Below are 22,274 nucleotides of genomic sequence, written 5' to 3' on the forward strand. Positions count from 1 at the left end.
TTTCCCGGCTAGTCTTTTGCCTGAAGATCGAGGATATTGTTTTCAAGTTTACGGATTAAGTTGAGCAGCGTTTCGACTTCCTGCTTAGATACACCCGCAAGGATTTCATCACGCGTTTTGCCGATCACGTCTTCCATTTGGTTGATCAGCGGTTCAGCCTTTTCCGTGAGCTTGATACGTTTCGCCCGGCGATCGTTTGCACAAGTCTGGCGAGAAATAAGCCCTTTCTCCTCCAGTTGATCCAGCGTGCGCACCAAAGAGGGCTGTTCAATACCAATAGCCTTGGCCAGCTGGATTTGCGACTGCTCAGGAGGTAGCTGATGAATGTTATGCAGCGTGACCCAGTGCGTCTGCGTTAACTCCAGAGGTTTCAGGCGATGGTCGATCAGCGCGCGCCAAACGCGTACCAAACGTGCCAGATCAGAACCAAGTGGCGATTCCAATTTCATCTCCTTATAATTAGCTTGCTAAGTTATTATACTGCTTTTAGAATAGTGTGCAGCATTTAAATTACCAAAACAAATGAATTACTTGATTCACTAAATTCAAGACAATGATTTACAATGTGAACTAATTCATCACCAAGAACATTATCCCTGCAACGGCAAAGGATTTTTGCTTGTGAAACTGAGTCTTAACACTCCCGGATTGTCGCTACAGGACCTGGTGTTCGGCGCTTCTATCTATTTTCCCCCGTTATTTAAAGCCGTCGTGCTTGGTTTCTTTATCTGGTTAATCGTTCATCGTCAGCTACGCGACTGGATGTACGCCGGCGAAATCTGGCATCCCCTGCTGATGGACCTTTCCCTGTTTGCGCTGGCCGTTTGCCTGGCGCTGGTTCTCCTGACTCTCTTGTGATGCTCATTTCATGAAGAAACTAAAATATCTCTCAACCTTAATTATTGCCGCTATTGCGATTATCGCCGCCTGGCTGGTATGGAATTACTACACTCAGTCACCATGGACGCGGGATGGCAAAATTCGCGCCGAACAGGTCGGCATTACGCCTCAGGTTTCCGGCAGTATTTTGCAGTTGAATGTTAAAGACAACCAGTTGGTCAAAGCCGGCGACGTTTTGTTCCGCATTGACGATACCCCCTATCGCATTGCGGTTTTAAACGCTCAGGCGCAGTTGGCAAAAGCCAAAGCGGAACTGGCAAAAGCCAAAGCCGAGCAAACCAAGGCCGCCAGCGACGTTACTCGCCGCCGCAGTCTTTCGCAAAACTTCATCTCCGCTGAAGATATGGAAACCGTTAATACCGCTTTGAATACCGCCAATACCACTTATGAGGCGGCTAAAGCGGTGGTTGGCGTGGCGCAAGCCGCGCTGGAACATGCGCAGTGGCAGCTGACGCAAACCGAGGTCAAAGCGCCGGTTGATGGCTGGATCACTAATTTGTCAACGCGGGTCGGGGATTACGCCTCCGTCGGCCACCCGGTATTTGCGTTGGTTGATAGTCATTCTTTTTATGTCCTGGGTTATTTTGAAGAGACCAAACTGCGTCACATCCGCGAAGGCGCTAGCGCTCAGGTCGTTCTCTATAGCAGCAAACAAACGTTACAGGGTCACGTTTCCAGCATCGGCCGCGCCATCGTTGATCAGAGCGTCGAAGGCGGTTCGGCGCTGGTCGCTAATATTAAACCCAACATTCCATGGGTACGCCTCGCGCAACGCGTACCGGTACGTATTGAGTTCGATAAGCTGCCTGCGGACGTCACACTGGTTTCAGGTACCACTTGCACCGTATCGATTGGCGGACAGTAATGAAGCTGCAGGCTCTGCGCTGGCAATCACTGCCGTGGTTTAAAGCCAGCCGTCCGCAATGGCGCTACGCGTTACGCAACGGCATTGCGATGTGTCTGGCGCTTAGCATCGCCTATGCGCTGGATCTTGATGAGCCCTACTGGGCAATGACCTCCGCCGCAGTCGTCAGCTTCCCGACCGTTGGCGGCGTTATCAGCAAGAGCTTTGGCCGTATCGCCGGCAGCCTGCTCGGCGCCTGCGCCGCCCTGCTGTTGGCCGGCCATACCCTTAACGACCCGTGGCTATTCTTGTTCAGTATCTCAGCCTGGATTGCGCTCTGTACCTGGGCCTGCGCGATGTTCACCAATAACGTCGCCTACGCTTTTCAACTGGCAGGCTATACCTGCGCAATTATCGCCTTCCCGGTTATTAATGTTGCCGACGCGAATGAACTGTGGACTATCGCTCAGTCGCGAGTTTGTGAAGTGATTGTGGGGATATTGTCCGGCGGGTTCATGATGATGATCCTGCCCAGTACCTCAGATGGCGTCACGCTGCTGACGGCACTGAAGAATATGCATTCCCGGCTATTAGAGCATGCCAGCCTGCTGTGGGTGCCGGAAACCACCGATGCGATTCGTAGCGCCCATGAAAGCGTCATCGGCCAGATCCTGACCATGAATTTGCTGCGTATCCAGGCCTTCTGGAGCCACTACCGTTTCAGACGGCAGAATCCCTTGCTGAATTATCTGCTGCATCAGCAGTTACGAATGACCAGCGTCATCTCCAGCCTGCGAAGAATGTTATTGAACTGGCCGGACGCGCCTGGCAATACGCGGGCGGTGCTCGAAACGCTACTCAGCGAGCTCGCCAATCCGCACGCAAATGTTTATAGCGTGGCGCGGATTCTGGTGCCGCTGGCCCCCGGCCCTAACGCCGACTATCGCCATCTGGCGTTCTGGAAACGGCTGCGTTATTTCTGTCGTATCTATCTCGAAAGCAGCCGCTGGCTTCGCCGCATCGAGAACGCCAGCGCTATCACCGAGTTTAATGTCCCTTCAGCGCCGGCGCTGTCGCGTCATACCGATCAGGCTGAAGCGTTATGGAACGGCTTACGTACCTTCTGCGCGCTGGTGGCCGTGGGCGCCTGGGGTATCAGCACCCAATGGCAGGCCTGCGCCGCCGCGCTCACCCTCGCCGCCATTAGCTGCGTACTCTACTCAATATCGCCGTCGCCCTTTAAATCGCTCACCTTATTGATGCGTACCCTGGTGCTGTTGTCGCTGTTCAGTTTTGTGGTGAAGTTTGGCTTAATGGTGCAGATAACCGACCTGTGGCAGTTTTTACTGTTTCTGTTCCCGCTGCTCACCACCATGCAGTTATTGAAACTCCAGATGCCGAAGTTCGCTGGGCTATGGGGGCAGTTAATCGTCTTTATGGGATCGTTTATTTCGGTCACCAACCCTCCGGTTTATGACTTTGCCTCGTTTCTTAATGATAATCTCGGCAAAATTATCGGTGTTGGTCTGGCGTGGCTTGCCTTTGCGGTTATCAGTCCCGGCTCAGATGCGCGGAAAAGTCGCCGCCATATCCGTGCGTTACGGCGTCACTTTGTCGATCAGTTGAGCCGCCGCCCGCAGCATAGCGAGCACGAATTTGAGTCTCTGGTGTATCACCACATTAGCCAGTTGAGCAGCAGCCAGGACGCGCTGGCGCGGCGTTGGCTGCTGCGCTGGGGCGTAGTGCTGCTCAACTGCTCGCATGTCGTGTGGCAACTACGTGATTGGGAGACACGTTCAGACCCCCTCTCACAAGTACGCGACTTGTGTATCAGCCTGCTTCGCGACGTCATGAGCGAACGCGGCGTCCAGCAACGTCCACTTGCCTCGACGTTGCTGGAGTTGCAGCGGATCTGCGATACCCTTAACCATCATCATCAGCCGGCGGCTAAAGAGCTGGCGGCGATAATCTGGCGGTTATACTGCTCGCTATCGCAGCTGGAACAGGCGCCGATTGCCGGCACCATTACTGAACGGACTACTTAATCACCCCGCAGGCAAAACGCTCGCCGCCGCCGCCCAGCGGCTGCGGGCTATCGGCCATATTATCGCCGCCGACATGAACCATCAGCGCTTTGCCCTTCACTTCCGCGAGCGTTTTCAGACGCGGGGCAATAACCGGTTGGTTAGCCACCCCATTGTCGTTGACCACCAGCAGTGGAAGATCGCCAAGATGCCCCGCGCCCAGCGGCCCTTCATGCTTACCGGTATGTTGCGGATCGAAATGACCTCCCGCCGCGCCGGCGGCGACCGCTTTACCGTCTTTTATCGCAGGCTGGCAGCTTCCCTCAGCGTGGATATGAAAACCGTGTTTGCCCGGCGGAAGCGCGCGTAAATCGGGAGTAAATTCAAGGCCTCTGTCGGTTTCAGTAATTTTAACGCTACCGACGGCCTGGCCAACGCTCTGGCTGGTGACAAGATTGAGGGAGACATCTTCACTGGCGGCCTGCGCGCCAGCGCAAAATGCGAGAGTGAAAATAGCGAGTAAACATCGTTGCATAACACCTCCGGATTAGCCGTATCCCTGATAAGTGTAAACCAGGTAGCGGCATCCGGAGGCGTAAGATGGTTTAAGGAACGTCGTAACCCAGCGCCGCTTTACGAATGCGGAACCACTGCTGGCGCGTCATAGGCAGTTTTTCCGCCACAATCGCCGAGCGCACGCGCTCGATTTTGCCCGAGCCGATAATCGGCAGCGGTTTCGACGGCAGGCGCAGCACCCACGCATAGACGACTTGCTCAATGCTATCTGCATTGAGCTCCTGGGCAATTTGCGCCAGCTCGTCGCGCAGCGGTTGGAAGCTCTCGTCATTGAACAGGCGTCCGCCGCCGAGACACGACCAGGCCATCGGTCGAATGCGCAACTGCTGGAGCTGATCGAGGGTACCGTCAAGCAATAGAGGCTGATGTACCGGTGAGATCTCGACCTGGTTAGTAGCCAGGGTGAAAGGCAGGCGCGATTGTAATAGCGTAAACTGCGCCGGCGTAAAGTTAGATACGCCAAAGTGGCGCACTTTCCCACTATGATGTAGCGCGAGGAAAGCCTCTGCGACTTCGTCGGCATCCATCAGCGGATCCGGGCGATGAATCAGCAGTAAATCGAGATGATCGGTCGCCAGATTGCGCAGCGATTGTTCGGCGCTAAGAATGATGTGGTCGCGATCGGTGATATAGTGACCAATGGTATTTTCCGCACGCGCTTTAGTCGCAATCCCACACTTGCTAACGATTTCCATACGGCTACGCAGGTGCGGCGCTCGCTTCATCGCTTCGCCAAAAGCGGCTTCACACTGGTAATCGCCGTAGATATCGGCGTGGTCGACGGTAGTAATTCCTAGATCCAGGTGCTGCTCAATGAAACCAACCAACGCGTCTGTGGACATTTTCCAGTCCATTAGCCGCCAGTAACCCATAACAAAACGTGAAAATTCCGGCCCCTGCGGAGCCATAGCAATACGCTGAACCATAAACGCTTCCTCGACAAAAAAGTGTTCTGAGTATACGCATATTTGTCGTCAAAACAGTGAGGGTTGCTGCGGTTCTTCCGCGGGCGCCTGCTTAGCCGCGCGAATTTTACGCAGTAAACGCTGGCGGCACAGACGCAGGACCTCTTGTTTTTGCGCATCGCTCAGCTTTTGCCAATTGAAGCGCTCATCACGGCTACGAAAACAGCCGCGACAATAACCGCGTTCATCGGACTGACATATTCCCCGGCACGGACTCTGTACCGGGAAAAACTCAAGCTGCTCTGCCACCACCGCTCTCCCGTTTATTCTCTCTGTCTCTCATTGAAGACGCTCTGCCGCTCGCGCGCAACTTTTGTTGGTTTGTTATCCTCGCAGAATGATCATTTTGCTTGCATTAGACCAATCGGTCTACTACAGTGTGCCCCATGAACAGACACAGCGAATGCGATACCCGAGAACACATCCTCGTCACCGGCGAACAACTATGCATGCATCGTGGTTTTACCGGAATGGGCTTAAGTGAACTTCTGAAAACCGCGGAAGTGCCGAAAGGCTCTTTCTATCACTACTTTCGCTCAAAAGAAGCCTTCGGCGTCGCGTTGCTTGAACATCACTACACCGGCTATCTGCAGCGCCTGGTTGACCATTTTGACCATGGCGAAGGCAACTACCGCGACCGACTGCTGGCCTACTATCAGCACACGCTGAATCAGTTTTGCCAACAGGGCATTATCAGCGGTTGCTTAACCGTGAAGCTGTCGGCAGAGGTGTGCGACTTGTCGGAAGATATGCGTACCGCCATGGATAAAGGCGCCAGCCAGATTATCGCCCTGTTGGGCGAAGCGCTGGAAAAAGGCCGCCTGGAGGGTAGCCTGCTGTTTGAGGGGGAAGCAATTACCCTTTCACAGGTGCTGTACTCGTTGTGGTTGGGAGCCAATTTACAGGCCAAAATTACGCGTAGCGCAACGCCGCTGGAAAGCGCCCTTGCTCACGCCAAACAGATCATTGCAGCGCCTGCGGTTTAACAGGCGTTTTATTTAACCAGTTACAAGACGACCGGTCTACTCAGGAGTCATTATGTCAGAATCTAAATTGTTCAGCCCGTTAAAAGTCGGTGCGGTGACCGTACCTAACCGCGTATTTATGGCTCCGCTGACCCGTCTGCGCAGCATCGAGCCTGGCGACATCCCTACTCCGCTGATGGCTGAGTACTATCGTCAGCGCGCCAGCTCCGGCCTGATTATCACCGAAGCGACGCAAATTTCCGCCCAGGCGAAAGGCTATGCCGGCGCGCCGGGCCTGCATAGCCCAGAGCAAATGGCCGCATGGCAAAAAATCACCGCTGGCGTTCATGCTGAAAATGGTCATATCGCCGTGCAACTGTGGCACACCGGGCGTATTTCTCATAACAGTCTGCAGCCGGGCGGCGCCGCGCCGGTTGCGCCATCGGCGCTGAGCGCAGGCACGCGTACTTCGCTGCGTGATGAAAACGGTCATGCCATTCGCGTCGATACGTCGATGCCGCGCGCGCTGGAAACGGACGAAATCCCAGGCATCGTTGATGACTTCCGTCAGGCGGTAGGCAATGCCCGCGATGTGGGTTTCGATCTGGTAGAGCTGCACTCCGCGCATGGTTATCTGCTGCACCAGTTCCTGTCGCCTTCTTCTAACCAGCGTACTGACCAGTACGGCGGCAGCGTTGAAAACCGTGCCCGTCTGGTGCTGGAAGTGGTCGATGCCGTCAGCAAAGAGTGGAGCGCCGACCGTATCGGCATTCGCGTGTCGCCAATCGGTAGTTTCCAGAGCGTCGATAACGGCCCGAACGAAGAAGCCGATGCGCTCTATCTTATTGAGCAACTGGCGAAACGCGGTATCGCTTATCTGCATATGTCCGAACCAGACTGGGCCGGCGGCCAACCATATAGCGACGAATTCCGCCAGAAAGTTCGCGATCGTTTCCCGGGCGCGATTATCGGCGCTGGCGCCTACACGGTGGAGAAAGCCAACGACCTTATCAATAAAGGACTGATCGATGCCGTGGCCTTTGGCCGCGATTACATCGCCAACCCGGATCTGGTGGCGCGTCTGCAGAAGAAAGCGGCGCTGAACCCGCAGCGCCCGGAAAGCTTCTACGGCGGCGGCGCGGAAGGTTATACCGATTATCCAACCCTGTAATCCCTCCATTGATAGCGGCGTACCATCGCCGCTATACTCAAGACTCTGATGTATCAAAACAAACTGCATAGGGGAAATTATGCGCTTACTTCACACCATGCTGCGCGTTGGCGACCTGCAACGTTCTATTGAGTTTTATACCAACGTGCTGGGCATGAAGCTGCTGCGTACCAGCGAAAACCCTGAATACAAATACTCGCTGGCTTTCGTCGGCTACGGCGAAGAGAGCGATACCGCGGTTATCGAACTGACCTATAACTGGGGCGTTGATAGCTACGAGCTCGGTACCGCCTATGGCCACATTGCGCTGAGCGTCGATAACGCGGCGGAAGCCTGCGAACGTATTCGTCAGAACGGCGGCAATGTCACTCGCGAGGCAGGTCCGGTGAAAGGCGGCAGCACGGTTATCGCTTTTGTTGAAGATCCGGACGGCTACAAAATTGAGCTGATCGAAGAGAAAGATGCCGGAAAAGGTCTCGGCAACTAAGTTAATTCGGGCGCATTCGCGCCCTTCAGGCTGCTGACAAAGAAGGAAAAAGCGTGGTTTTTCCTTCTTTGTGGTTATCAGCCGAAAATCAATAAATTGATTTTCCTTGTTATTTGTCTAATGCAATCTGAAATCCCACTGATTGCATGACGTTTATCATCAATTTCATCGGGCGCGTTCGCGCCCGATGTTTTCTCCCTTCCTGCTGCAAGCCGCGGCAAAATTTGCCATAATGCGCGCTACTTTTTTCCAGCTAAGAGAATCTGATGTCCGAGAACGCTCAACTTAATGGTCTGTGCGGCCGTTTTCGCGGTTTTTACCCAGTGGTGATTGATGTTGAGACCGCCGGGTTTAATGCCAAAACCGACGCCCTGCTGGAGATCGCCGCTATTACGTTGAAGATGGATGAGCAGGGCTGGCTAATGCCGGACGAAACGCTGCATTTTCACGTGGCTCCCTTCGAAGGGGCCAACCTGCAGCCAGAAGCGCTGGCTTTCAATGGAATTAACCCAAACGATCCTGAACGCGGCGCGATAAGCGAATACGATGCGCTGCACGCTATTTTTAAGATGGTCCGCAAAGGGATGAAAGAGAGCGATTGCAGCCGGGCGATAATGGTGGCGCATAACGCGACTTTCGATCACAGCTTCACGATGGCCGCCGCCGAGCGCGCCGGGTTGAAACGCAATCCGTTCCACCCTTTCGTGACCTTCGATACCGCCGCACTGAGCGGGCTGGCCTTAGGGCAAACCGTATTATCTAAAGCCTGCATCGCCGCAGGAATGGAGTTTGACGGCAGCAAGGCCCATTCCGCGTTGTACGATACCGAGCAAACCGCCCAGCTATTCTGCGAAATCGTCAACCGCTGGAAGCGCCTTGGCGGCTGGCCGCTAGCGCCGATCGAAGCATAAGCCATAAAAAAAGCGACTTCCGGGGAAGTCGCTTTTTCTTTGCAGCGAAGAATTACTCTGCTTTCGGCTCGTCAGCGCTGTGCTTGGCAGCCGTTTCTTTAATCAGCTGCTGCAGTTCGCCGCGCTGATACATTTCGATGATGATGTCGCAACCGCCAACCAGTTCGCCGTCAACCCACAGCTGCGGGAAGGTCGGCCAGTTAGCGTATTTCGGCAGTTCAGCGCGAATATCCGGGTTCTGCAGGATGTCTACGTAGGCAAAACGTTCGCCGCAAGCGGAAAGCGCCTGCACTGCCTGAGCGGAGAAACCGCAGCTCGGCAGCTTCGGAGAGCCTTTCATGTACAGCAGAATTGGGTTTTCAGCGATTTGACGTTGGATCGTTTCTAAAGTGGTGCTCATTGTCGTGCTTCCTTAAACATCTTTACGGCAGTAATTTGTCATTGTAGCGTCCTGGACGCAGGACCGATAATAACATTTTTTTCACTCGCCACATTTTATCTTCAGTCGTCTGAAGTTGCCTTAAAAATATCACTTTGTAACGCCGCCGCGAGGCGAATTGCGCACTTTCTGTACGGGTCGGCGATTCTCTGACTTATTTTTTTGCAATCGTTAACCAAACGACATTTTAGATACAAAAGAGTATTAACTTTCTGGCTTTTTATGCTTTAGAATCATTCCGGTTTGTCATTCACCGTCAGGCATTGGTATATGTCTGTAATTTAATCAGGGGATTGCTCAGTGGCGCGGCTCAATAAAATCGCGATATCGCTCTGTGCATTACTGTTTACATCTATCTCGCTTACGCCATTGGCGCATGCTTCAGGGCATACGCACGCTTCGGCTACGCCGAAGGCGCATCCGGCGAAAGGCTCCACCGCCGAGCGTAAGAAGAAAGCGGCACAGAATAAATCTAAATCCACCGCTAAAACTACCCGTAAAAAAACCTCAAGCGCAAAGCACCCTACCCGTACTACCGCAGCAAGCCAAACCGCACTTAATCGTCAAGCCGCCGGCGCCACCAAAAAATGCGTGTTGCGCAAAGGTTATAAAAAGCAGTGTGCGAAAACGGTAACATCCAGCGAAGCAACGTCGCTGGCGTTGAACAGCGTAAAAAGCAAATGCGTAGTGCGTAAAGGCTACAAAAAGCGCTGTAAACCTGTTGCCGATGAACCGAATCTGACGATTGCCGATGCGCACAAAGCCCGGGTGCAAAAAGCGCAAAGCACCGCGATGAATAAACTCATGGATCAGCTAGGCAAGCCTTACCGCTGGGGAGGCTCCTCTCCGCGCACCGGTTTTGACTGTAGCGGGCTAGTTTATTACGCCTATAAAGATCTGGTTAAAATTCATATTCCGCGCACCGCTAACGAAATGTATCACCTGCGCGATGCCCGCCCGGTTGACCGCGATGAACTGCAAAGCGGCGACCTGGTCTTCTTCCGCACCCGCGGACGCGGCACCGCCGACCACGTTGGCGTTTACGTTGGAAACGGAAAGTTTATCCAGTCGCCGCGTACCGGCCGTGACATCCAGATAACCTCTTTAAGCGAAGATTATTGGGTTCGCCACTACGTCGGCGCGCGCCGTGTGATGACGCCAAAAACCATTCGTTAAGAAACGCCGATCCCGGTTTGCCGCTGCGGCGGCATACCGTTCTGCTGTATATTCCCCTCCTCTTGCAGATTCAGCGGATACTGCATACGCTCCTCCAGTTGCGCGGGGTGACGGCGATAACTGGTCGGCGACATACCAAAATGACGACGGAAAGTACGGCAGAATGTCGCCTGGCCTTCAAACCCGAGCAGCAATGAGATACTCAGCGCCGAATCCTTCGTCTGTTTGAGAATGCCGGCGGCAATGGTCATTTTGCGTCGGCTCACATACGTTCCCAGCGTATAACCGGTAATCAGCGCGAACTGACGCTGAAAGTACCAGTGCGAATAACCCGATTTTCGCGAGATCGCGGTAACGGGGAGCGCGGTAAAAATGTTGTCTTCGATCCATTCGATAATATCTACGACGATCGGAATGATATGTCCGCTGACCATTTCATGTTTGTGCGCCATCTCTTTTCATCCATCAATTATGAGCTTTATGCTTGTTCAATAACGATTTCTTACTCCGAGGTCCGTTGCCTGCAGAGACAATTATATTTGTCATACAATTAAAATTAATCCTAATGATTATTGGGCATGAAAGTCATTCCCATTACGCATAATGCTCGCAAGCTAATGTTTTATAGCGATCTAAAAAGATAACAGGCGGTGAAGATACGAAGCGTTTTAGTCGTAGGCAGGCGCGTCGATGGGGAATTTGCGAATCATATCGCTCGCCATGTGCCAGACTGGCGAAGGCTTAATCAGTCGCGTTAGCAATGAATAACCTTTGTTGTTGTAAGTCTTTTAACTGACTTCAGCAAATGTTAACATTCTCAACACAATAACATGTAACACTCGCGACAGCGTTACACAGTAAATACTGTATTCAGGTGAATTTTCACCTAATTAATGTGAGAAAAAACAAAAAGTTATAAGGAGAGTAGCAATGTCGTTTGAATTACCTGCATTACCATATGCAAAAGACGCCCTGGCGCCGCACATTTCCGCAGAAACCCTGGAATACCATTACGGTAAGCATCACCAGGCCTACGTGACCAACCTCAACAACCTGATCAAAGGCACCGCTTTTGAAGGCAAATCTCTGGAAGAGATCGTTCGCTCTTCTGAAGGCGGCGTCTTCAATAACGCAGCGCAGGTCTGGAACCACACTTTCTACTGGAACTGCCTGGCGCCGAACGCCGGCGGTGAGCCGGAAGGCGAACTGGCCGCAGCGATTAACAAATCTTTCGGTAGCTTCGCTGATTTTAAAGCGAAATTCACCGATGCCGCGGCGAAAAACTTCGGCGCAGGCTGGACCTGGCTTGTTAAAAACGCAGACGGCAGCCTGGCTATCGTCTCCACCAGCAACGCCGGCACTCCGCTGACTACCGATGCGACGCCGCTGCTGACCGTTGATGTCTGGGAACACGCCTACTACATCGACTACCGCAATGCCCGTCCTAATTATCTGGAACACTTCTGGGCGCTGGTAAACTGGAAATTTGTTGCCGCTAACCTGGCAGCATAAAAACAAAACCGCAGCAGGATTACCCCGCTGCGGTTTTTCTTAGTGCGACTTAGTTATTCGCTAATGCTTCTTCTGGTTGCGAACGCCCGCCAAACAGCACCACCGCCAACGCCAGCCCGGCAATAATCGCCCCCATCACCGGCACAAAAGCATACCCGAGACCGCCGGATATCACCGCGCCGCCCGCCGCCGCGCCCAACGCGTTGCCGAGGTTGAAAGCGCCAATATTCACCGATGATGACAGGCCCGGCGCTTCGTGCGCCACGCGCATTACCCGCATCTGCAGCGGCGGAACGACCGCGAAGGTTGCCGCGCCCCACACGACCATGCTGACGGCAGCACCCAGTTGCGATTGCGCCAGCAGCGGAATAGCCAACATGATGGCAATCAACAACAGCAGGAATCCTTTCAAAGTGCCGGAGACTGAACGGTCGGCAAACTTACCGCCCAGATAGTTGCCAAGCGAGAAACCGACGCCGATTAATACCAGCATGGCGGTAACAAACAGCGGTGAAGCGTTGGTGATGGTATGCAGTACCGGAGAAATGTAGGTATACAGCGTGAACATTGCCCCGGCGCCCAGCACGGTGGTCAACAGCGCAGAGAGTACCTGAGGCCGCATTAATACCGACAGCTCGCGCTTCACGTTCGGACGCTCGCCGGCGCTACCTTTCGGCAGGGAGAACCACAGGCTTACCATCGCAATTAACCCCAGACCCGCCGTGGCCAGGAACGACATTCGCCAGCCGATGGTTTCACCAAGCCAGGTGGCAGCCGGTACGCCGCCGATATTGGCAATGGTCAGCCCCATAAACATGGTCGCAACCGCGCTGGCCTGTTTGTGTTTTGGCACCACGCTTGCGGCAACGACCGAGCCAAGGCCAAAGAACGCGCCATGATTGAGGCTGGTGATAATGCGCGACAGCAGTAGCGTCGTGTAATCCGGCGCAATAGAAGAGAGCACGTTGCCGAGGGTGAAGATCCCCATCAGGAAGATCAATGCATTGCGGCGAGCGCGATGCGACAGCAGTAACGTCATTAACGGCGCGCCGACCATCACGCCAATGGCATAGGCGCTAATCAGCATCCCCGCGGCCGGAATAGAAACATCTACGCCTTTGGCGATAACCGGCAGTAATCCCATCGGGGAAAACTCAGTGGTACCGATACCAAAGGCACCGATCGCCAACGCGAGTAAGGGAAAGTTGATTTTCATTCAGAGACTCCATCAGGCCGATTCAGGACACGGCATTACATCAGAAGCCAAAAGCATGACATCAATCACAGAAAAACAGAAGTAAACGAAATGACAAAAGATTTTTGCAGATCTGCTAATAATGGCGGGATAGGAGGGGAAGCCCCCTCCCTGCTGGAATCAGTGCAGTACCGCGGTCAACGCGGCGGCGACGATCAGACCCAGAACAATAACCGTCGTTGTCAGCGAAAACTTTAAATTTGTGTCCATCAATTTTCTCCCCTGATTATCCCCACATAGAAAGTGAGCTTGCTCATTTTTGCACAAAAATATGCAAAAATCTTCCCGGATTTAGAGTGATGCACATTTTTGCTCTTCCCCTTTGCCGCGAGATAGGACAAAATCCCACGCTAATTTGAAAGCGTATCGGCCATTGACCCCTTCCTGTCGTTCTGTGTCGTTTTCCCAGGTGTTGCAATGTTGATCATTGTATACAGGGTGTGTATAGGCAAACGTTTACGTATCGATAATCAGACGATCAGGTCAAGGTCTGGAGTGAGAAGTAATGGCAACTATTAAAGATGTAGCGAAACGCGCAAACGTTTCCACTACAACTGTATCACATGTGATTAACAAAACCCGTTTCGTGGCGGAAGAGACGCGCAATGCGGTGTGGGCGGCAATTAAAGAACTCCACTATTCGCCAAGCGCCGTGGCTCGCAGCCTGAAAGTCAATCACACTAAATCGATCGGTCTGCTGGCCACCAGCAGCGAAGCGGCCTATTTCGCTGAAATTATCGAATCCGTAGAAAAAAGCTGCTTCCAGAAAGGCTATACCCTGATTCTGGGCAACGCCTGGAACGATCCGGAAAAACAGCGCGCCTACTTGTCTATGATGGCGCAAAAGCGCGTTGACGGCCTGCTGGTGATGTGTTCCGAGTACCCGGAGTCCGTACTCAGTATGCTCGAAGAGTATCGTCATATCCCGATGGTGGTGATGGACTGGGGTGAAGCCAAAGCGGACTTTACCGACTCGGTTATCGATAATGCCTTTGAAGGCGGCTATATCGCCGGCCGTTACCTGATTGAACGCGGCCATCGTGAAATTGGCGTTATTCCGGGCCCGCTTGAGCGTAACACCGGTGCCGGACGCCTGGCAGGCTTCATGCAGGCAATGAAAGAAGCGCATATCAATGTGCCGGAAAACTGGATTGTTCAGGGCGACTTTGAACCGGAATCCGGCTACCGCGCCATGCAGCAGATCCTCAATCAGCAGCACCGCCCAACCGCCGTGTTCTGCGGCGGCGACATCATGGCGATGGGCGCTATCTGCGCCGCCGACGAAATGGGCCTGCGCGTACCGCAGGACATTTCGCTGATCGGCTATGATAACGTGCGTAACGCCCGCTACTTCAGCCCGGCGCTGACCACTATACATCAGCCAAAGGACTCGCTCGGGGAAGCGGCATTCAATATGCTGCTCGATCGCATTGTTAATAAACGTGAAGAGTCGCAGTCCATTGAGGTACATCCGCGTCTTATCGAGCGCCGCTCGGTTGCCGACGGCCCGTTCGTCGATTATCGCCGCTAACGCCCTCCCCCCGGCGCCGGTTATTCCGGCGCCCGCAACCACTCCCGATTCAACGTTTCGCTGTCGCCAAGATAGTCAAGTAGCCAGCTCAAAGCGGGTGAGGCATCGCTTTGTTGCCAGGTCAGGCAGCAGGCGGCATCCGGGAATGGGTTTTCCAGCGTTAAGGCCGTCCACTCCCCGCTATCAATATGCGGGCGGGCAAAGTGGCCTGGCACCATCCCGACGCACAATCCTGCTGAAAGACAGGTGGCTGAAGATTCCCAATCCGGCACCACCACCCGCTTCTGGTTATCCAGCAGCCAGGTTGTGCGCTTCGGCAGCGAGCGTGAGGTATCTTCGCGCACCAGTGACGGCCAGTTGCGCAACACGTCATCGCTGAGCGGCCCTTCCATCTGCGCCAGCGGATGGCTGCTGGCGACGACACAATGCCAGTTCAGCATCCCCATATCGCGGAAAGCGTAACGCCCGCCCACCGGAATCGAACGCGTCGCGCCAATAGCTAATTCTACCCGCCCATCGGCTAACGCATCCCAGACGCCGTTGAAAACTTCCTGAAAAACGATCAGTTCGACATCGCTAAAATGGCGATAAAAATCAACAATCATCTGGCGCATCCGCGCCGGTTTAACGATATCGTCCACCGCAATCGACAGCTGGCCACGCCAGCCGTTAGCAATCTGCTGGCACTGCTGGCGGGTGATCTGCATTTTTTTGATAACAGAACGTCCTTCCTGCAAAAACCAGTGCCCGGCGGGGGTCAATTCAACATCACGATGGCGACGTTCAAAAAGCGGAACCGCAAGCCACTCCTCCAGTTGTCGCACCGTATAGCTCACCGCCGAAGGTACGCGGTGCAACTCCTGCGCCGCGGCGCTGAAACTCCCGTTACGCGCCACAGCATCAACCACTTCTAAGGAATATTCAGACCACATATTCTGCCTGCAAAATTTTTGAATGCATGTGACAAATAATAGCGTTTCACAAGGCGGATTACACTCCCTACACTCTGCGGCATCGTACCTGCATCAGTAGAAAGAGAACGTTATGCAACAACCTGGGAAAGGATTTTTAGTGTGGCTGGGCGGCCTGAGCGTGCTTGGCTTTCTGGCCACCGACATGTATCTACCGGCCTTTGCCGCCATTCAGCAAGACCTCAACACCTCTGCCGCATCGGTTAGCGCCAGCTTGAGCTTATTCCTCGCGGGCTTCGCGATCGGCCAGCTGTTCTGGGGGCCGCTGTCGGACCGCTATGGTCGGAAACCGATTCTGCTCGCCGGGCTGGCTATCTTCGCTCTTGGCTGCCTTGGGATGCTGTGGGTACGCGATGCGACGCTGATGCTGGTACTGCGTTTTGTCCAGGCGATTGGCGTATGCGCCGCCGCGGTGACCTGGCAGGCGATGGTGACCGACTACTATCCGGCCCAGCGCACCAACCGCATTTTCGCGACGATCATGCCACTGGTCGGGCTCTCTCCGGCGCTGGCGCCGTTACTCGGCAGCTGGCTGTTAGTCCATCTGGAATGGCAGGCTATCTTCGCCACCCTGTTCGCTATCACCATACTGTTGATGCTGCCGGCTTTTCGTCTGAAGGCGGTCGTCAAACCTGCTGGCGAAACCCAGCAGAAAATTACCTTTATGTCCCTGCTGCGTTCACGTGAATATAGCGGTAACGTGCTCATTTATGCGGCGTGTTCCGCCAGCTTCTTCGCCTGGCTCACCGGTTCGCCATTTATCCTCCATGAAATGGGCTATGGTCCGACGGTAATTGGTCTTAGCTACGTGCCGCAAACTATCGCCTTCCTGATCGGCGGTTACGGCTGCCGTGCGGCGCTGCAAAAATGGCAGGGTCATCAGATGCTGCCCTGGCTGCTGGTTGTTTTTTCGCTGAGCGTAGCCGCGACCTGGCTTGCCGGAATACAGGATCATCCGTCGCTGGTTGCGTTAATGGTTCCGTTTTGCATCATGGCGATTGTGAATGGCGGCATTTACCCTATCGTTGTCGCCCAGGCGCTGAAACCTTTTCCACAGGCGACCGGCCGCGCCGCCGCCCTGCAGAATACGCTGCAGCTTGGCCTGTGCTTCCTGGCAAGCCTGCTGGTCTCAAGCCTTATCGCCACTCCGCTTCTGACCACCACCAGCGTGATGCTGATTTCCATCGTCCTGGCAGGCATCGGTTTCTGGATGCAGCAACGACGCGTACAGTTAGTGAGCGAATCATCTCACGCTTGATGAATTTTTAAAGGATATCCCGGACCAGTCATTAGCCTGCTAATATATTTTTATTGAAAGGCGGTTTTTAGCGGCCTATACTGGATCCGGCATCACATAAATAGAAAGTTTTTTAGATATTAACGGGGGCAGGACGCAGCCCGTTTAACCATGGAAGGCCTTTCGGCAAGGGTTATCTCCCTTCCTCTGTTCTACGTCGGATAGCACCCTCACGATTTTTTCGTGAGATTTCTCACAAAGCCAAAAAAGCGTCTACGCTGTTTTAAGGTTCTGATCACTTGGGCGTGATGGAGAAGCTATGAGTTCATCGTGTATAGAAGAAGTAAGTGTACCAAACGATGATTGGTACCGGATTGCAGCTGAATTATTGGGCCGTGCCGGAATTGAAATCAATGGTTCCGCACCCTCCGATATCCGGGTAAAAAACCCGCTCTTTTTTAAACGCGTGTTACAGGAAGGGTCTCTCGGATTAGGCGAAAGCTATATGGACGGCTGGTGGGAATGCGAACGCCTGGATATATTCTTTCACAAGGTATTGCGCGCCGGGCTGGATAAGCAACTCCCCCGCCACTTCAAAGATACGCTTCGTATCGCTGGCGCTCGTCTGTTCAATCTGCAAAGCAAAAAACGCGCCTGGATTGTTGGTAAAGAACACTACGATTTAGGCAACGACCTTTTCCACCGCATGCTCGATCCCTATATGCAATATTCCTGCGGATACTGGAAAGAGGCCGAAAATCTGGAGCAGGCGCAGCAGGATAAATTAGATCTTATTTGTCGCAAACTGCAGCTTGAGCCGGGAATGAAAGTGCTGGATATCGGTTGCGGTTGGGGTGGGTTGGCCTATTACATGGCCAAAAACTATAACGTCAGCGTGACCGGCGTGACCATTTCGGCTGAACAACAAAAAATGGCGCAAGAGCGTTGCGCGGGATTAGATGTCAATATTCTGCTGCAGGACTATCGCGATCTCCACGAAAGTTTTGACCGCATCGTCTCCGTCGGGATGTTCGAGCACGTAGGGCCTAAAAATTACGCCACTTATTTTGAAGTTGTCGATCGTAATTTAAAACCAAACGGTCGTTTTCTGCTGCACACCATTGGCTCAAAAATTACCGATCACAACGTCGATCCGTGGATTAATAAATATATATTCCCTAACGGTTGCCTGCCGTCGGTACGCCATATCGCCGATGCCAGCGAGAAGCATTTTGTGATGGAAGATTGGCATAACTTTGGTGCCGATTATGACACCACCTTGATGGCCTGGTACGAGCGTTTCCTTGCCAGTTGGCCGGATATTGCCGATAACTATTCGGACCGTTTCAAACGCATGTTTACCTATTATCTGAATGCCTGCGCCGGTGCTTTCCGCGCCCGCGATATTCAGCTCTGGCAGGTCGTCTTCTCGCGTGGTGTTGAACACGGCCTGCGCGTAGCCCGCTAGACTCGCTAAAAAAAGCCCCCGCAGAAATACGCATCTACGGGGGCTTTTTTAATTATTCTTCCGCGCTTTTTTGCGCCGCTTCTTTTGCCGCCAGCACGCGTTCCACGGTATCCACCACCGCCTGAGTCTGCGGATCGATTTCGATATTCACTTTATCGCCGAGTTTTTTCACCCCAAGCGTCGTACGCTGCAGCGTTTCGGGGATCAGATGCACGCAGAAACGAGTCGGGGTCACCTCGCCAACCGTCAGGCTAATACCGTCCACGCCAATGAAACCTTTATACAGGATATATTTCATCAGCGCCGGGTCCTGTACCTTAAACCAAATCTGGCGATTGTTTTCCGAGGTGAGGATTTTAACGACTTCGGCGGTGGTCATAATATGGCCGGACATCAAATGGCCGCCGATTTCATCACTGAATTTCGCCGCTCGCTCAACGTTGACCATATCGCCTTCATGGATAGCGCCAAGGTTGGTGATCCGCAGCGTCTCTTTCATCAAATCAAAGCTGATTCGCGGGCCGTCAATTTCGGTAACGGTCAGGCAACAGCCATTGTGCGCCACCGAAGCACCGGTCTCCAGGCCGTCGAGCATATGCGCCGGCAGCTCCACCACGTGGGTGCGGAAATTCGGTTTCTCATCGATGGACACCACTTTCGCAGTCCCCTGTACAATACCAGTAAACATACTTTGCTCCTGTTGAGAATCGTGACGGTATCATTACCGTTATATATACGCGGAACAATAACAGTTGACCAAACAGGTTGCCAGCGCGCATCGTGCCCCCACCATTTTTTCACTGGCTTAATGGCTAATCCTCGCTACAATAGACTGGAAATTCCTCCTGTTTTTTCTTCTTGCTGCCATTTAAGGCGGCTTTTTTAGTCTCAAAATAACAACAATATAAAGGTGTTCACGTGCAGAAGTACTTTATAGAAGCGCGTCAGTTATTAGCATTGGCTATCCCGGTCATTCTGGCGCAGGTCGCCCAGACGGCGATGGGTTTTGTCGATACGGTGATGGCCGGCGGCTATAGCGCAACCGATATGGCCGCCGTGGCTATCGGCACCTCGATCTGGCTACCTGCCATCCTGTTTGGCCACGGTCTGCTGCTGGCGCTAACGCCGGTTATCGCCCAACTCAATGGCTCCGGCCGCCGCGATCGCATCGCCCAGCAGGTACGTCAGGGCTTTTGGCTGGCGGGCTTTGTCTCCGTACTGGTGATGGTGGTGCTGTGGAACGCAGGCTATATCATTAGCTCGATGCACAACATCGACCCACAACTTGCCGACAAAGCGGTGGGGTATCTGCGTGCGCTGCTATGGGGAGCGCCGGGATATCTGTTTTTCCAGGTCGCGCGTAACCAGTGCGAAGGGCTGGCAAAAACCAAACCCGGAATGGTGATGGGTTTTATCGGCCTGCTGGTCAACATTCCTGTGAACTACATTTTTATCTATGGTCATTTCGGCATGCCGGAGCTTGGCGGTATCGGCTGCGGGGTCGCGACCGCCTCGGTCTACTGGGTCATGTTTGCCAGCATGCTGACCTGGGTACGCCGCGCGCGCTCAATGCGCGATATCCGCTGCGCTGAGCGTTTTAGTAAACCTGATTTTTCGGTATTAAAACGGCTGGTACAGCTGGGGTTGCCAATCGCGCTGGCGCTGTTTTTTGAAGTCACGCTGTTCGCAGTTGTGGCGCTGCTGGTTTCGCCATTGGGGATTATCGATGTCGCAGGGCATCAAATCGCGCTCAACTTCAGTTCGCTGATGTTCGTTCTTCCGCTCTCGCTGGCGGCGGCGGTGACCATTCGCGTTGGCTTTCGTCTCGGCCAGGGCTCGACGCTGGATGCCCAGACCTCCGCGCGTACCGGCGTCGGAGTGGGCGTCTGCATGGCAATGATCACCGCGATTTTCACGATCCTGATGCGTAAGCAGATTGCCCTGCTGTACAACGATAACCCTGAGGTGGTGCTACTGGCCTCACAGCTGATGCTGCTGGCGGCGATTTATCAGATTTCCGACTCCATTCAGGTGATCGGCAGCGGTATTCTGCGCGGTTATAAAGATACGCGGTCGATCTTCTTTATTACCTTCACCGCTTACTGGGTACTGGGGCTGCCAAGCGGTTATCTGCTGGCGCTGACCGATATTGTGGTGCCGCGGATGGGGCCTGCGGGCTTCTGGTGCGGCTTTATCATCGGCCTGACCTCCGCTGCCATCATGATGATGCTGCGCATGCGCTTCCTGCAGCGTCAGCCGTCCAGCGTTATCCTGCAGCGCGCAGCGCGCTAACCAGAAATGCTATATAAAAGGGCAAGCCGTTGACGCGGTTTGCCCTTTTTTTGGCGTTAAATAATAAATCGACTTAAAAATAGCGCTACTTCGCAAGCCATTTGCGCTGCGGCGGCTCATAGCGGTGGAATGCGGTCAAAATCTCCTGCACATCATCGCTAAAAGTCAGCATCTCAGCATAGCGGCGGTGCATAAACCCTTCGGCGGCCATTTTTTCCGCCATCGCCTGCAGCGGATTGTAATAGCCGTTCACATTCAGAAAAGCACAGGGTTTTTCATGAATACCGAGCTGCGCCCAGGTCCACTGTTCAAAAATTTCTTCCAGCGTTCCGGCTCCGCCCGGCATGGCAATGAAGCCGTCCGCCAGCAGCGACATTTTGTTTTTACGCTCATGCATATTCTCAACGACATGCAGCTCGCTTAATCCGCTATGCGCAATTTCGCGCTCCACCAGCCCGCGCGGCATCACGCCAATGACCCGCCCGCCGTGTTCTAATGCCGCGTCCGCTACGGCGCCCATGAGTCCCACTTTGCCGCCGCCATACACGAGCTCCACCCCGGCTTGCGCCAGCGCCTTGCCAACCTGTTGCGCGTAAACCTGATAAATCGGGTTTTCCCCGGTAGAAGAACCACAAAAAATGCCAATTGCTTTCATTACTGCGCTCCGTCGTTTATTTGCCGTACACTCTAGCATAAAGTCGGTGAGCGTCTCCCCTGCCAATCCGGGCAGAAAAACGCAACGAAGCGGGATATTGCTGAAGAAATATCCTTTATCATCAGTAAAATATGGGCGATATGGATAAAAGTTCTGCAAACGCGTCTATTCTGCAAGAAAAGTGACGTTTGCCTCTTGCCACATGGCCTCCCTGCCGTTAATATGCGTCCCCGTTGTCACCACAACATTGCGTTCATAGCTCAGTTGGTTAGAGCACCACCTTGACATGGTGGGGGTCGTTGGTTCGAGTCCAATTGAACGCACCATTTGCGTTTATAGCTCAGTTGGTTAGAGCACCACCTTGACATGGTGGGGGTCGTTGGTTCGAGTCCAATTAAACGCACCATTTGCGTCCGTAGCTCAGTTGGTTAGAGCACCACCTTGACATGGTGGGGGTCGGTGGTTCGAGTCCACTCGGACGCACCATTTCAATCATTATTGATTTGGTGCGCACTTCTCTTTTTTCCTCTTGCTTTTATCTACAACGCCATCAATCGCTGTACCTGAATACTCTCCAGTTTACCGTCCAGTATCGCCAGAAAATCATCATGATAGGGCATCGCAACGTGCTGTTTCAGATCGTCTTCCGAACGCCAACGCTCAATAAACACAAATGAGATCTTTCCTTGTTGGGAAAGCTGCCTGACATCAGGGATCTCCCGGCTTTCGTGCAGGTCGTATTGCAGGCACCCTGCTTCTCTGTGCGTCGGCGGCACCATGGCTAATGCCGCATTTCTGATGGTATCGATATATTCAGGATAAGGGGTCAGCGTGGCAACAATTTTGACTTCACTCATAAGGCTTCCTCTGGCTCACCGCGTTCCCCTGGATACTA

25 protein-coding genes and 3 tRNA genes are annotated in these 22,274 nt (G+C 53.6%); 16 read left to right on the forward strand and 12 right to left on the reverse strand.

Annotated features, from left to right (window positions below; genetic code table 11):
• Nucleotides 1-8: 8 nt before the first annotated feature.
• Nucleotides 9-449, reverse strand: a complete 441-nt coding sequence (gene slyA / locus AC22LX_RS03365; protein WP_020078997.1) for a transcriptional regulator SlyA — start codon at nucleotides 447-449, stop codon at nucleotides 9-11.
• A gap of 172 nt (nucleotides 450-621) precedes the next feature.
• On the opposite strand from slyA, the gene AC22LX_RS03370 reads away from it, so the two are divergent.
• Genes AC22LX_RS03370 through AC22LX_RS03380 form a run of 3 tightly spaced genes read left to right on the forward strand, consistent with a single transcriptional unit; the run spans nucleotide 622 to nucleotide 3,789 of the window.
• A complete protein-coding gene (locus tag AC22LX_RS03370; protein WP_015366868.1) occupies nucleotides 622-858 on the forward strand; it encodes a DUF1656 domain-containing protein in 237 nt (78 codons plus the stop codon).
• A 10-nt stretch (nucleotides 859-868) separates the two neighbouring features.
• The gene (locus tag AC22LX_RS03375; protein ID WP_045392466.1) at nucleotides 869-1,765 is read left to right on the forward strand and encodes an efflux RND transporter periplasmic adaptor subunit; all 897 of its coding nucleotides are present in this window, start codon (nucleotides 869-871) and stop codon (nucleotides 1,763-1,765) included.
• Nucleotides 1,765-3,789 carry an FUSC family protein gene (locus AC22LX_RS03380; protein WP_045392468.1) on the forward strand — a complete coding sequence of 675 codons (2,025 nt, stop codon included), beginning with the start codon at nucleotides 1,765-1,767 and terminating at the stop codon, nucleotides 3,787-3,789. The genes AC22LX_RS03375 and AC22LX_RS03380 overlap by 1 nt, the downstream gene beginning before the upstream one ends.
• On the opposite strand, the gene sodC is transcribed toward AC22LX_RS03380, so the two are convergent.
• The 3 genes from sodC to AC22LX_RS03395 all read right to left on the reverse strand — a co-directional run bounded on the left by sodC (nucleotide 3,782) and on the right by AC22LX_RS03395 (nucleotide 5,561).
• Nucleotides 3,782-4,303 (reverse strand): superoxide dismutase [Cu-Zn] SodC, encoded by a 522-nt coding sequence (gene sodC, locus AC22LX_RS03385; protein ID WP_045392471.1) that lies wholly within the window; start codon nucleotides 4,301-4,303, stop codon nucleotides 3,782-3,784. The two genes, AC22LX_RS03380 and sodC, sit on opposite strands and share 8 nt — an antisense overlap.
• 70 nt (nucleotides 4,304-4,373) lie before the next feature.
• Nucleotides 4,374-5,270 carry an aldo/keto reductase gene (locus tag AC22LX_RS03390; RefSeq protein ID WP_045392474.1) on the reverse strand — a complete coding sequence of 299 codons (897 nt, stop codon included), beginning with the start codon at nucleotides 5,268-5,270 and terminating at the stop codon, nucleotides 4,374-4,376.
• A 48-nt stretch (nucleotides 5,271-5,318) separates the two neighbouring features.
• The gene (locus AC22LX_RS03395) at nucleotides 5,319-5,561 is read right to left on the reverse strand and encodes a DUF1289 domain-containing protein (RefSeq protein WP_161801910.1); all 243 of its coding nucleotides are present in this window, start codon (nucleotides 5,559-5,561) and stop codon (nucleotides 5,319-5,321) included.
• A 134-nt stretch (nucleotides 5,562-5,695) separates the two neighbouring features.
• Here AC22LX_RS03395 and AC22LX_RS03400 point away from each other — a divergent pair, with 134 nt between their 5' ends.
• The 4 genes from AC22LX_RS03400 (at nucleotide 5,696) to rnt (ending at nucleotide 8,843) form a co-directional block, all read left to right on the forward strand.
• Nucleotides 5,696-6,295, forward strand: coding sequence for a TetR/AcrR family transcriptional regulator (locus AC22LX_RS03400; protein ID WP_045392477.1), 600 nt, complete (start codon nucleotides 5,696-5,698; stop codon nucleotides 6,293-6,295).
• A 52-nt stretch (nucleotides 6,296-6,347) separates the two neighbouring features.
• Complete coding sequence (gene nemA, locus AC22LX_RS03405; protein ID WP_487333749.1) at nucleotides 6,348-7,445, forward strand: N-ethylmaleimide reductase; 1,098 nt, start codon at nucleotides 6,348-6,350, stop codon at nucleotides 7,443-7,445.
• 79 nt (nucleotides 7,446-7,524) lie between these two features.
• Entirely contained in the window at nucleotides 7,525-7,932 is a 408-nt protein-coding gene (gene gloA / locus AC22LX_RS03410) for a lactoylglutathione lyase (protein ID WP_045373539.1), read from the forward strand.
• A gap of 266 nt (nucleotides 7,933-8,198) precedes the next feature.
• Entirely contained in the window at nucleotides 8,199-8,843 is a 645-nt protein-coding gene (rnt, locus tag AC22LX_RS03415) for a ribonuclease T (protein WP_045392483.1), read from the forward strand.
• A 52-nt stretch (nucleotides 8,844-8,895) separates the two neighbouring features.
• On the opposite strand, the gene AC22LX_RS03420 is transcribed toward rnt, so the two are convergent.
• Nucleotides 8,896-9,243, reverse strand: coding sequence for a Grx4 family monothiol glutaredoxin (locus tag AC22LX_RS03420; protein WP_045392486.1), 348 nt, complete (start codon nucleotides 9,241-9,243; stop codon nucleotides 8,896-8,898).
• A gap of 339 nt (nucleotides 9,244-9,582) precedes the next feature.
• Here AC22LX_RS03420 and AC22LX_RS03425 point away from each other — a divergent pair, with 339 nt between their 5' ends.
• Nucleotides 9,583-10,458 carry a C40 family peptidase gene (locus AC22LX_RS03425; protein WP_045392489.1) on the forward strand — a complete coding sequence of 292 codons (876 nt, stop codon included), beginning with the start codon at nucleotides 9,583-9,585 and terminating at the stop codon, nucleotides 10,456-10,458.
• Here AC22LX_RS03425 and AC22LX_RS03430 read toward each other — a convergent pair.
• Complete coding sequence (locus tag AC22LX_RS03430) at nucleotides 10,455-10,910, reverse strand: helix-turn-helix domain-containing protein (RefSeq protein ID WP_045392492.1); 456 nt, start codon at nucleotides 10,908-10,910, stop codon at nucleotides 10,455-10,457. The genes AC22LX_RS03425 and AC22LX_RS03430 overlap by 4 nt on opposite strands.
• A 478-nt stretch (nucleotides 10,911-11,388) precedes the next feature.
• Between AC22LX_RS03430 and sodB the strand changes: the two genes are divergently transcribed.
• The gene (gene sodB / locus AC22LX_RS03435) at nucleotides 11,389-11,970 is read left to right on the forward strand and encodes a superoxide dismutase [Fe] (protein WP_015366881.1); all 582 of its coding nucleotides are present in this window, start codon (nucleotides 11,389-11,391) and stop codon (nucleotides 11,968-11,970) included.
• Nucleotides 11,971-12,019: 49 nt separating this feature from the next.
• On the opposite strand, the gene AC22LX_RS03440 is transcribed toward sodB, so the two are convergent.
• Nucleotides 12,020-13,186, reverse strand: coding sequence for an MFS transporter (locus tag AC22LX_RS03440; RefSeq protein WP_015366882.1), 1,167 nt, complete (start codon nucleotides 13,184-13,186; stop codon nucleotides 12,020-12,022).
• A 159-nt stretch (nucleotides 13,187-13,345) separates the two neighbouring features.
• The gene (gene cydH, locus AC22LX_RS03445) at nucleotides 13,346-13,435 is read right to left on the reverse strand and encodes a cytochrome bd-I oxidase subunit CydH (RefSeq protein ID WP_032705726.1); all 90 of its coding nucleotides are present in this window, start codon (nucleotides 13,433-13,435) and stop codon (nucleotides 13,346-13,348) included.
• Nucleotides 13,436-13,730: 295 nt separating this feature from the next.
• Between cydH and purR the strand changes: the two genes are divergently transcribed.
• Entirely contained in the window at nucleotides 13,731-14,756 is a 1,026-nt protein-coding gene (gene purR, locus AC22LX_RS03450) for an HTH-type transcriptional repressor PurR (protein WP_015366884.1), read from the forward strand.
• A 20-nt stretch (nucleotides 14,757-14,776) separates the two neighbouring features.
• Here purR and punR read toward each other — a convergent pair whose 3' ends face one another.
• A complete protein-coding gene (gene punR / locus AC22LX_RS03455; protein ID WP_015366885.1) occupies nucleotides 14,777-15,688 on the reverse strand; it encodes a DNA-binding transcriptional activator PunR in 912 nt (303 codons plus the stop codon).
• Nucleotides 15,689-15,800: 112 nt separating this feature from the next.
• On the opposite strand from punR, the gene punC reads away from it, so the two are divergent.
• Nucleotides 15,801-16,985 (forward strand): purine nucleoside transporter PunC, encoded by a 1,185-nt coding sequence (gene punC, locus AC22LX_RS03460; protein ID WP_045392495.1) that lies wholly within the window; start codon nucleotides 15,801-15,803, stop codon nucleotides 16,983-16,985.
• Nucleotides 16,986-17,283: 298 nt separating this feature from the next.
• Nucleotides 17,284-18,432, forward strand: a complete 1,149-nt coding sequence (cfa, locus tag AC22LX_RS03465) for a cyclopropane fatty acyl phospholipid synthase (RefSeq protein ID WP_045392498.1) — start codon at nucleotides 17,284-17,286, stop codon at nucleotides 18,430-18,432.
• A 52-nt stretch (nucleotides 18,433-18,484) separates the two neighbouring features.
• Here the strand turns inward: cfa and AC22LX_RS03470 are convergent, their stop codons facing one another.
• A complete protein-coding gene (locus AC22LX_RS03470; RefSeq protein WP_015366888.1) occupies nucleotides 18,485-19,120 on the reverse strand; it encodes a riboflavin synthase in 636 nt (211 codons plus the stop codon).
• 230 nt (nucleotides 19,121-19,350) lie between these two features.
• Here AC22LX_RS03470 and mdtK point away from each other — a divergent pair, with 230 nt between their 5' ends.
• Nucleotides 19,351-20,724, forward strand: coding sequence for an MdtK family multidrug efflux MATE transporter (gene mdtK / locus AC22LX_RS03475; RefSeq protein ID WP_015366890.1), 1,374 nt, complete (start codon nucleotides 19,351-19,353; stop codon nucleotides 20,722-20,724).
• A gap of 85 nt (nucleotides 20,725-20,809) precedes the next feature.
• Here the strand turns inward: mdtK and AC22LX_RS03480 are convergent, their stop codons facing one another.
• A complete protein-coding gene (locus AC22LX_RS03480; RefSeq protein WP_045392504.1) occupies nucleotides 20,810-21,379 on the reverse strand; it encodes an LOG family protein in 570 nt (189 codons plus the stop codon).
• 249 nt (nucleotides 21,380-21,628) lie between these two features.
• Here AC22LX_RS03480 and AC22LX_RS03485 point away from each other — a divergent pair.
• From AC22LX_RS03485 to AC22LX_RS03495, 3 genes are all read left to right on the forward strand, one after another.
• Nucleotides 21,629-21,705, forward strand: a tRNA-Val gene (locus AC22LX_RS03485).
• Nucleotides 21,706-21,708: 3 nt separating this feature from the next.
• Nucleotides 21,709-21,785: transfer RNA gene (locus AC22LX_RS03490), tRNA-Val, on the forward strand.
• Between the two features lie 3 nt (nucleotides 21,786-21,788).
• Nucleotides 21,789-21,865 (forward strand) — tRNA-Val (locus AC22LX_RS03495).
• A gap of 53 nt (nucleotides 21,866-21,918) precedes the next feature.
• Here AC22LX_RS03495 and AC22LX_RS03500 read toward each other — a convergent pair.
• Nucleotides 21,919-22,236: a putative quinol monooxygenase gene (locus AC22LX_RS03500; protein WP_045392507.1), complete on the reverse strand. Its 318-nt coding sequence runs from the start codon at nucleotides 22,234-22,236 to the stop codon at nucleotides 21,919-21,921.
• Nucleotides 22,237-22,274 lie beyond the last annotated feature (38 nt).

It is taken from the genome of Klebsiella sp. PK01, from assembly GCF_057624675.1.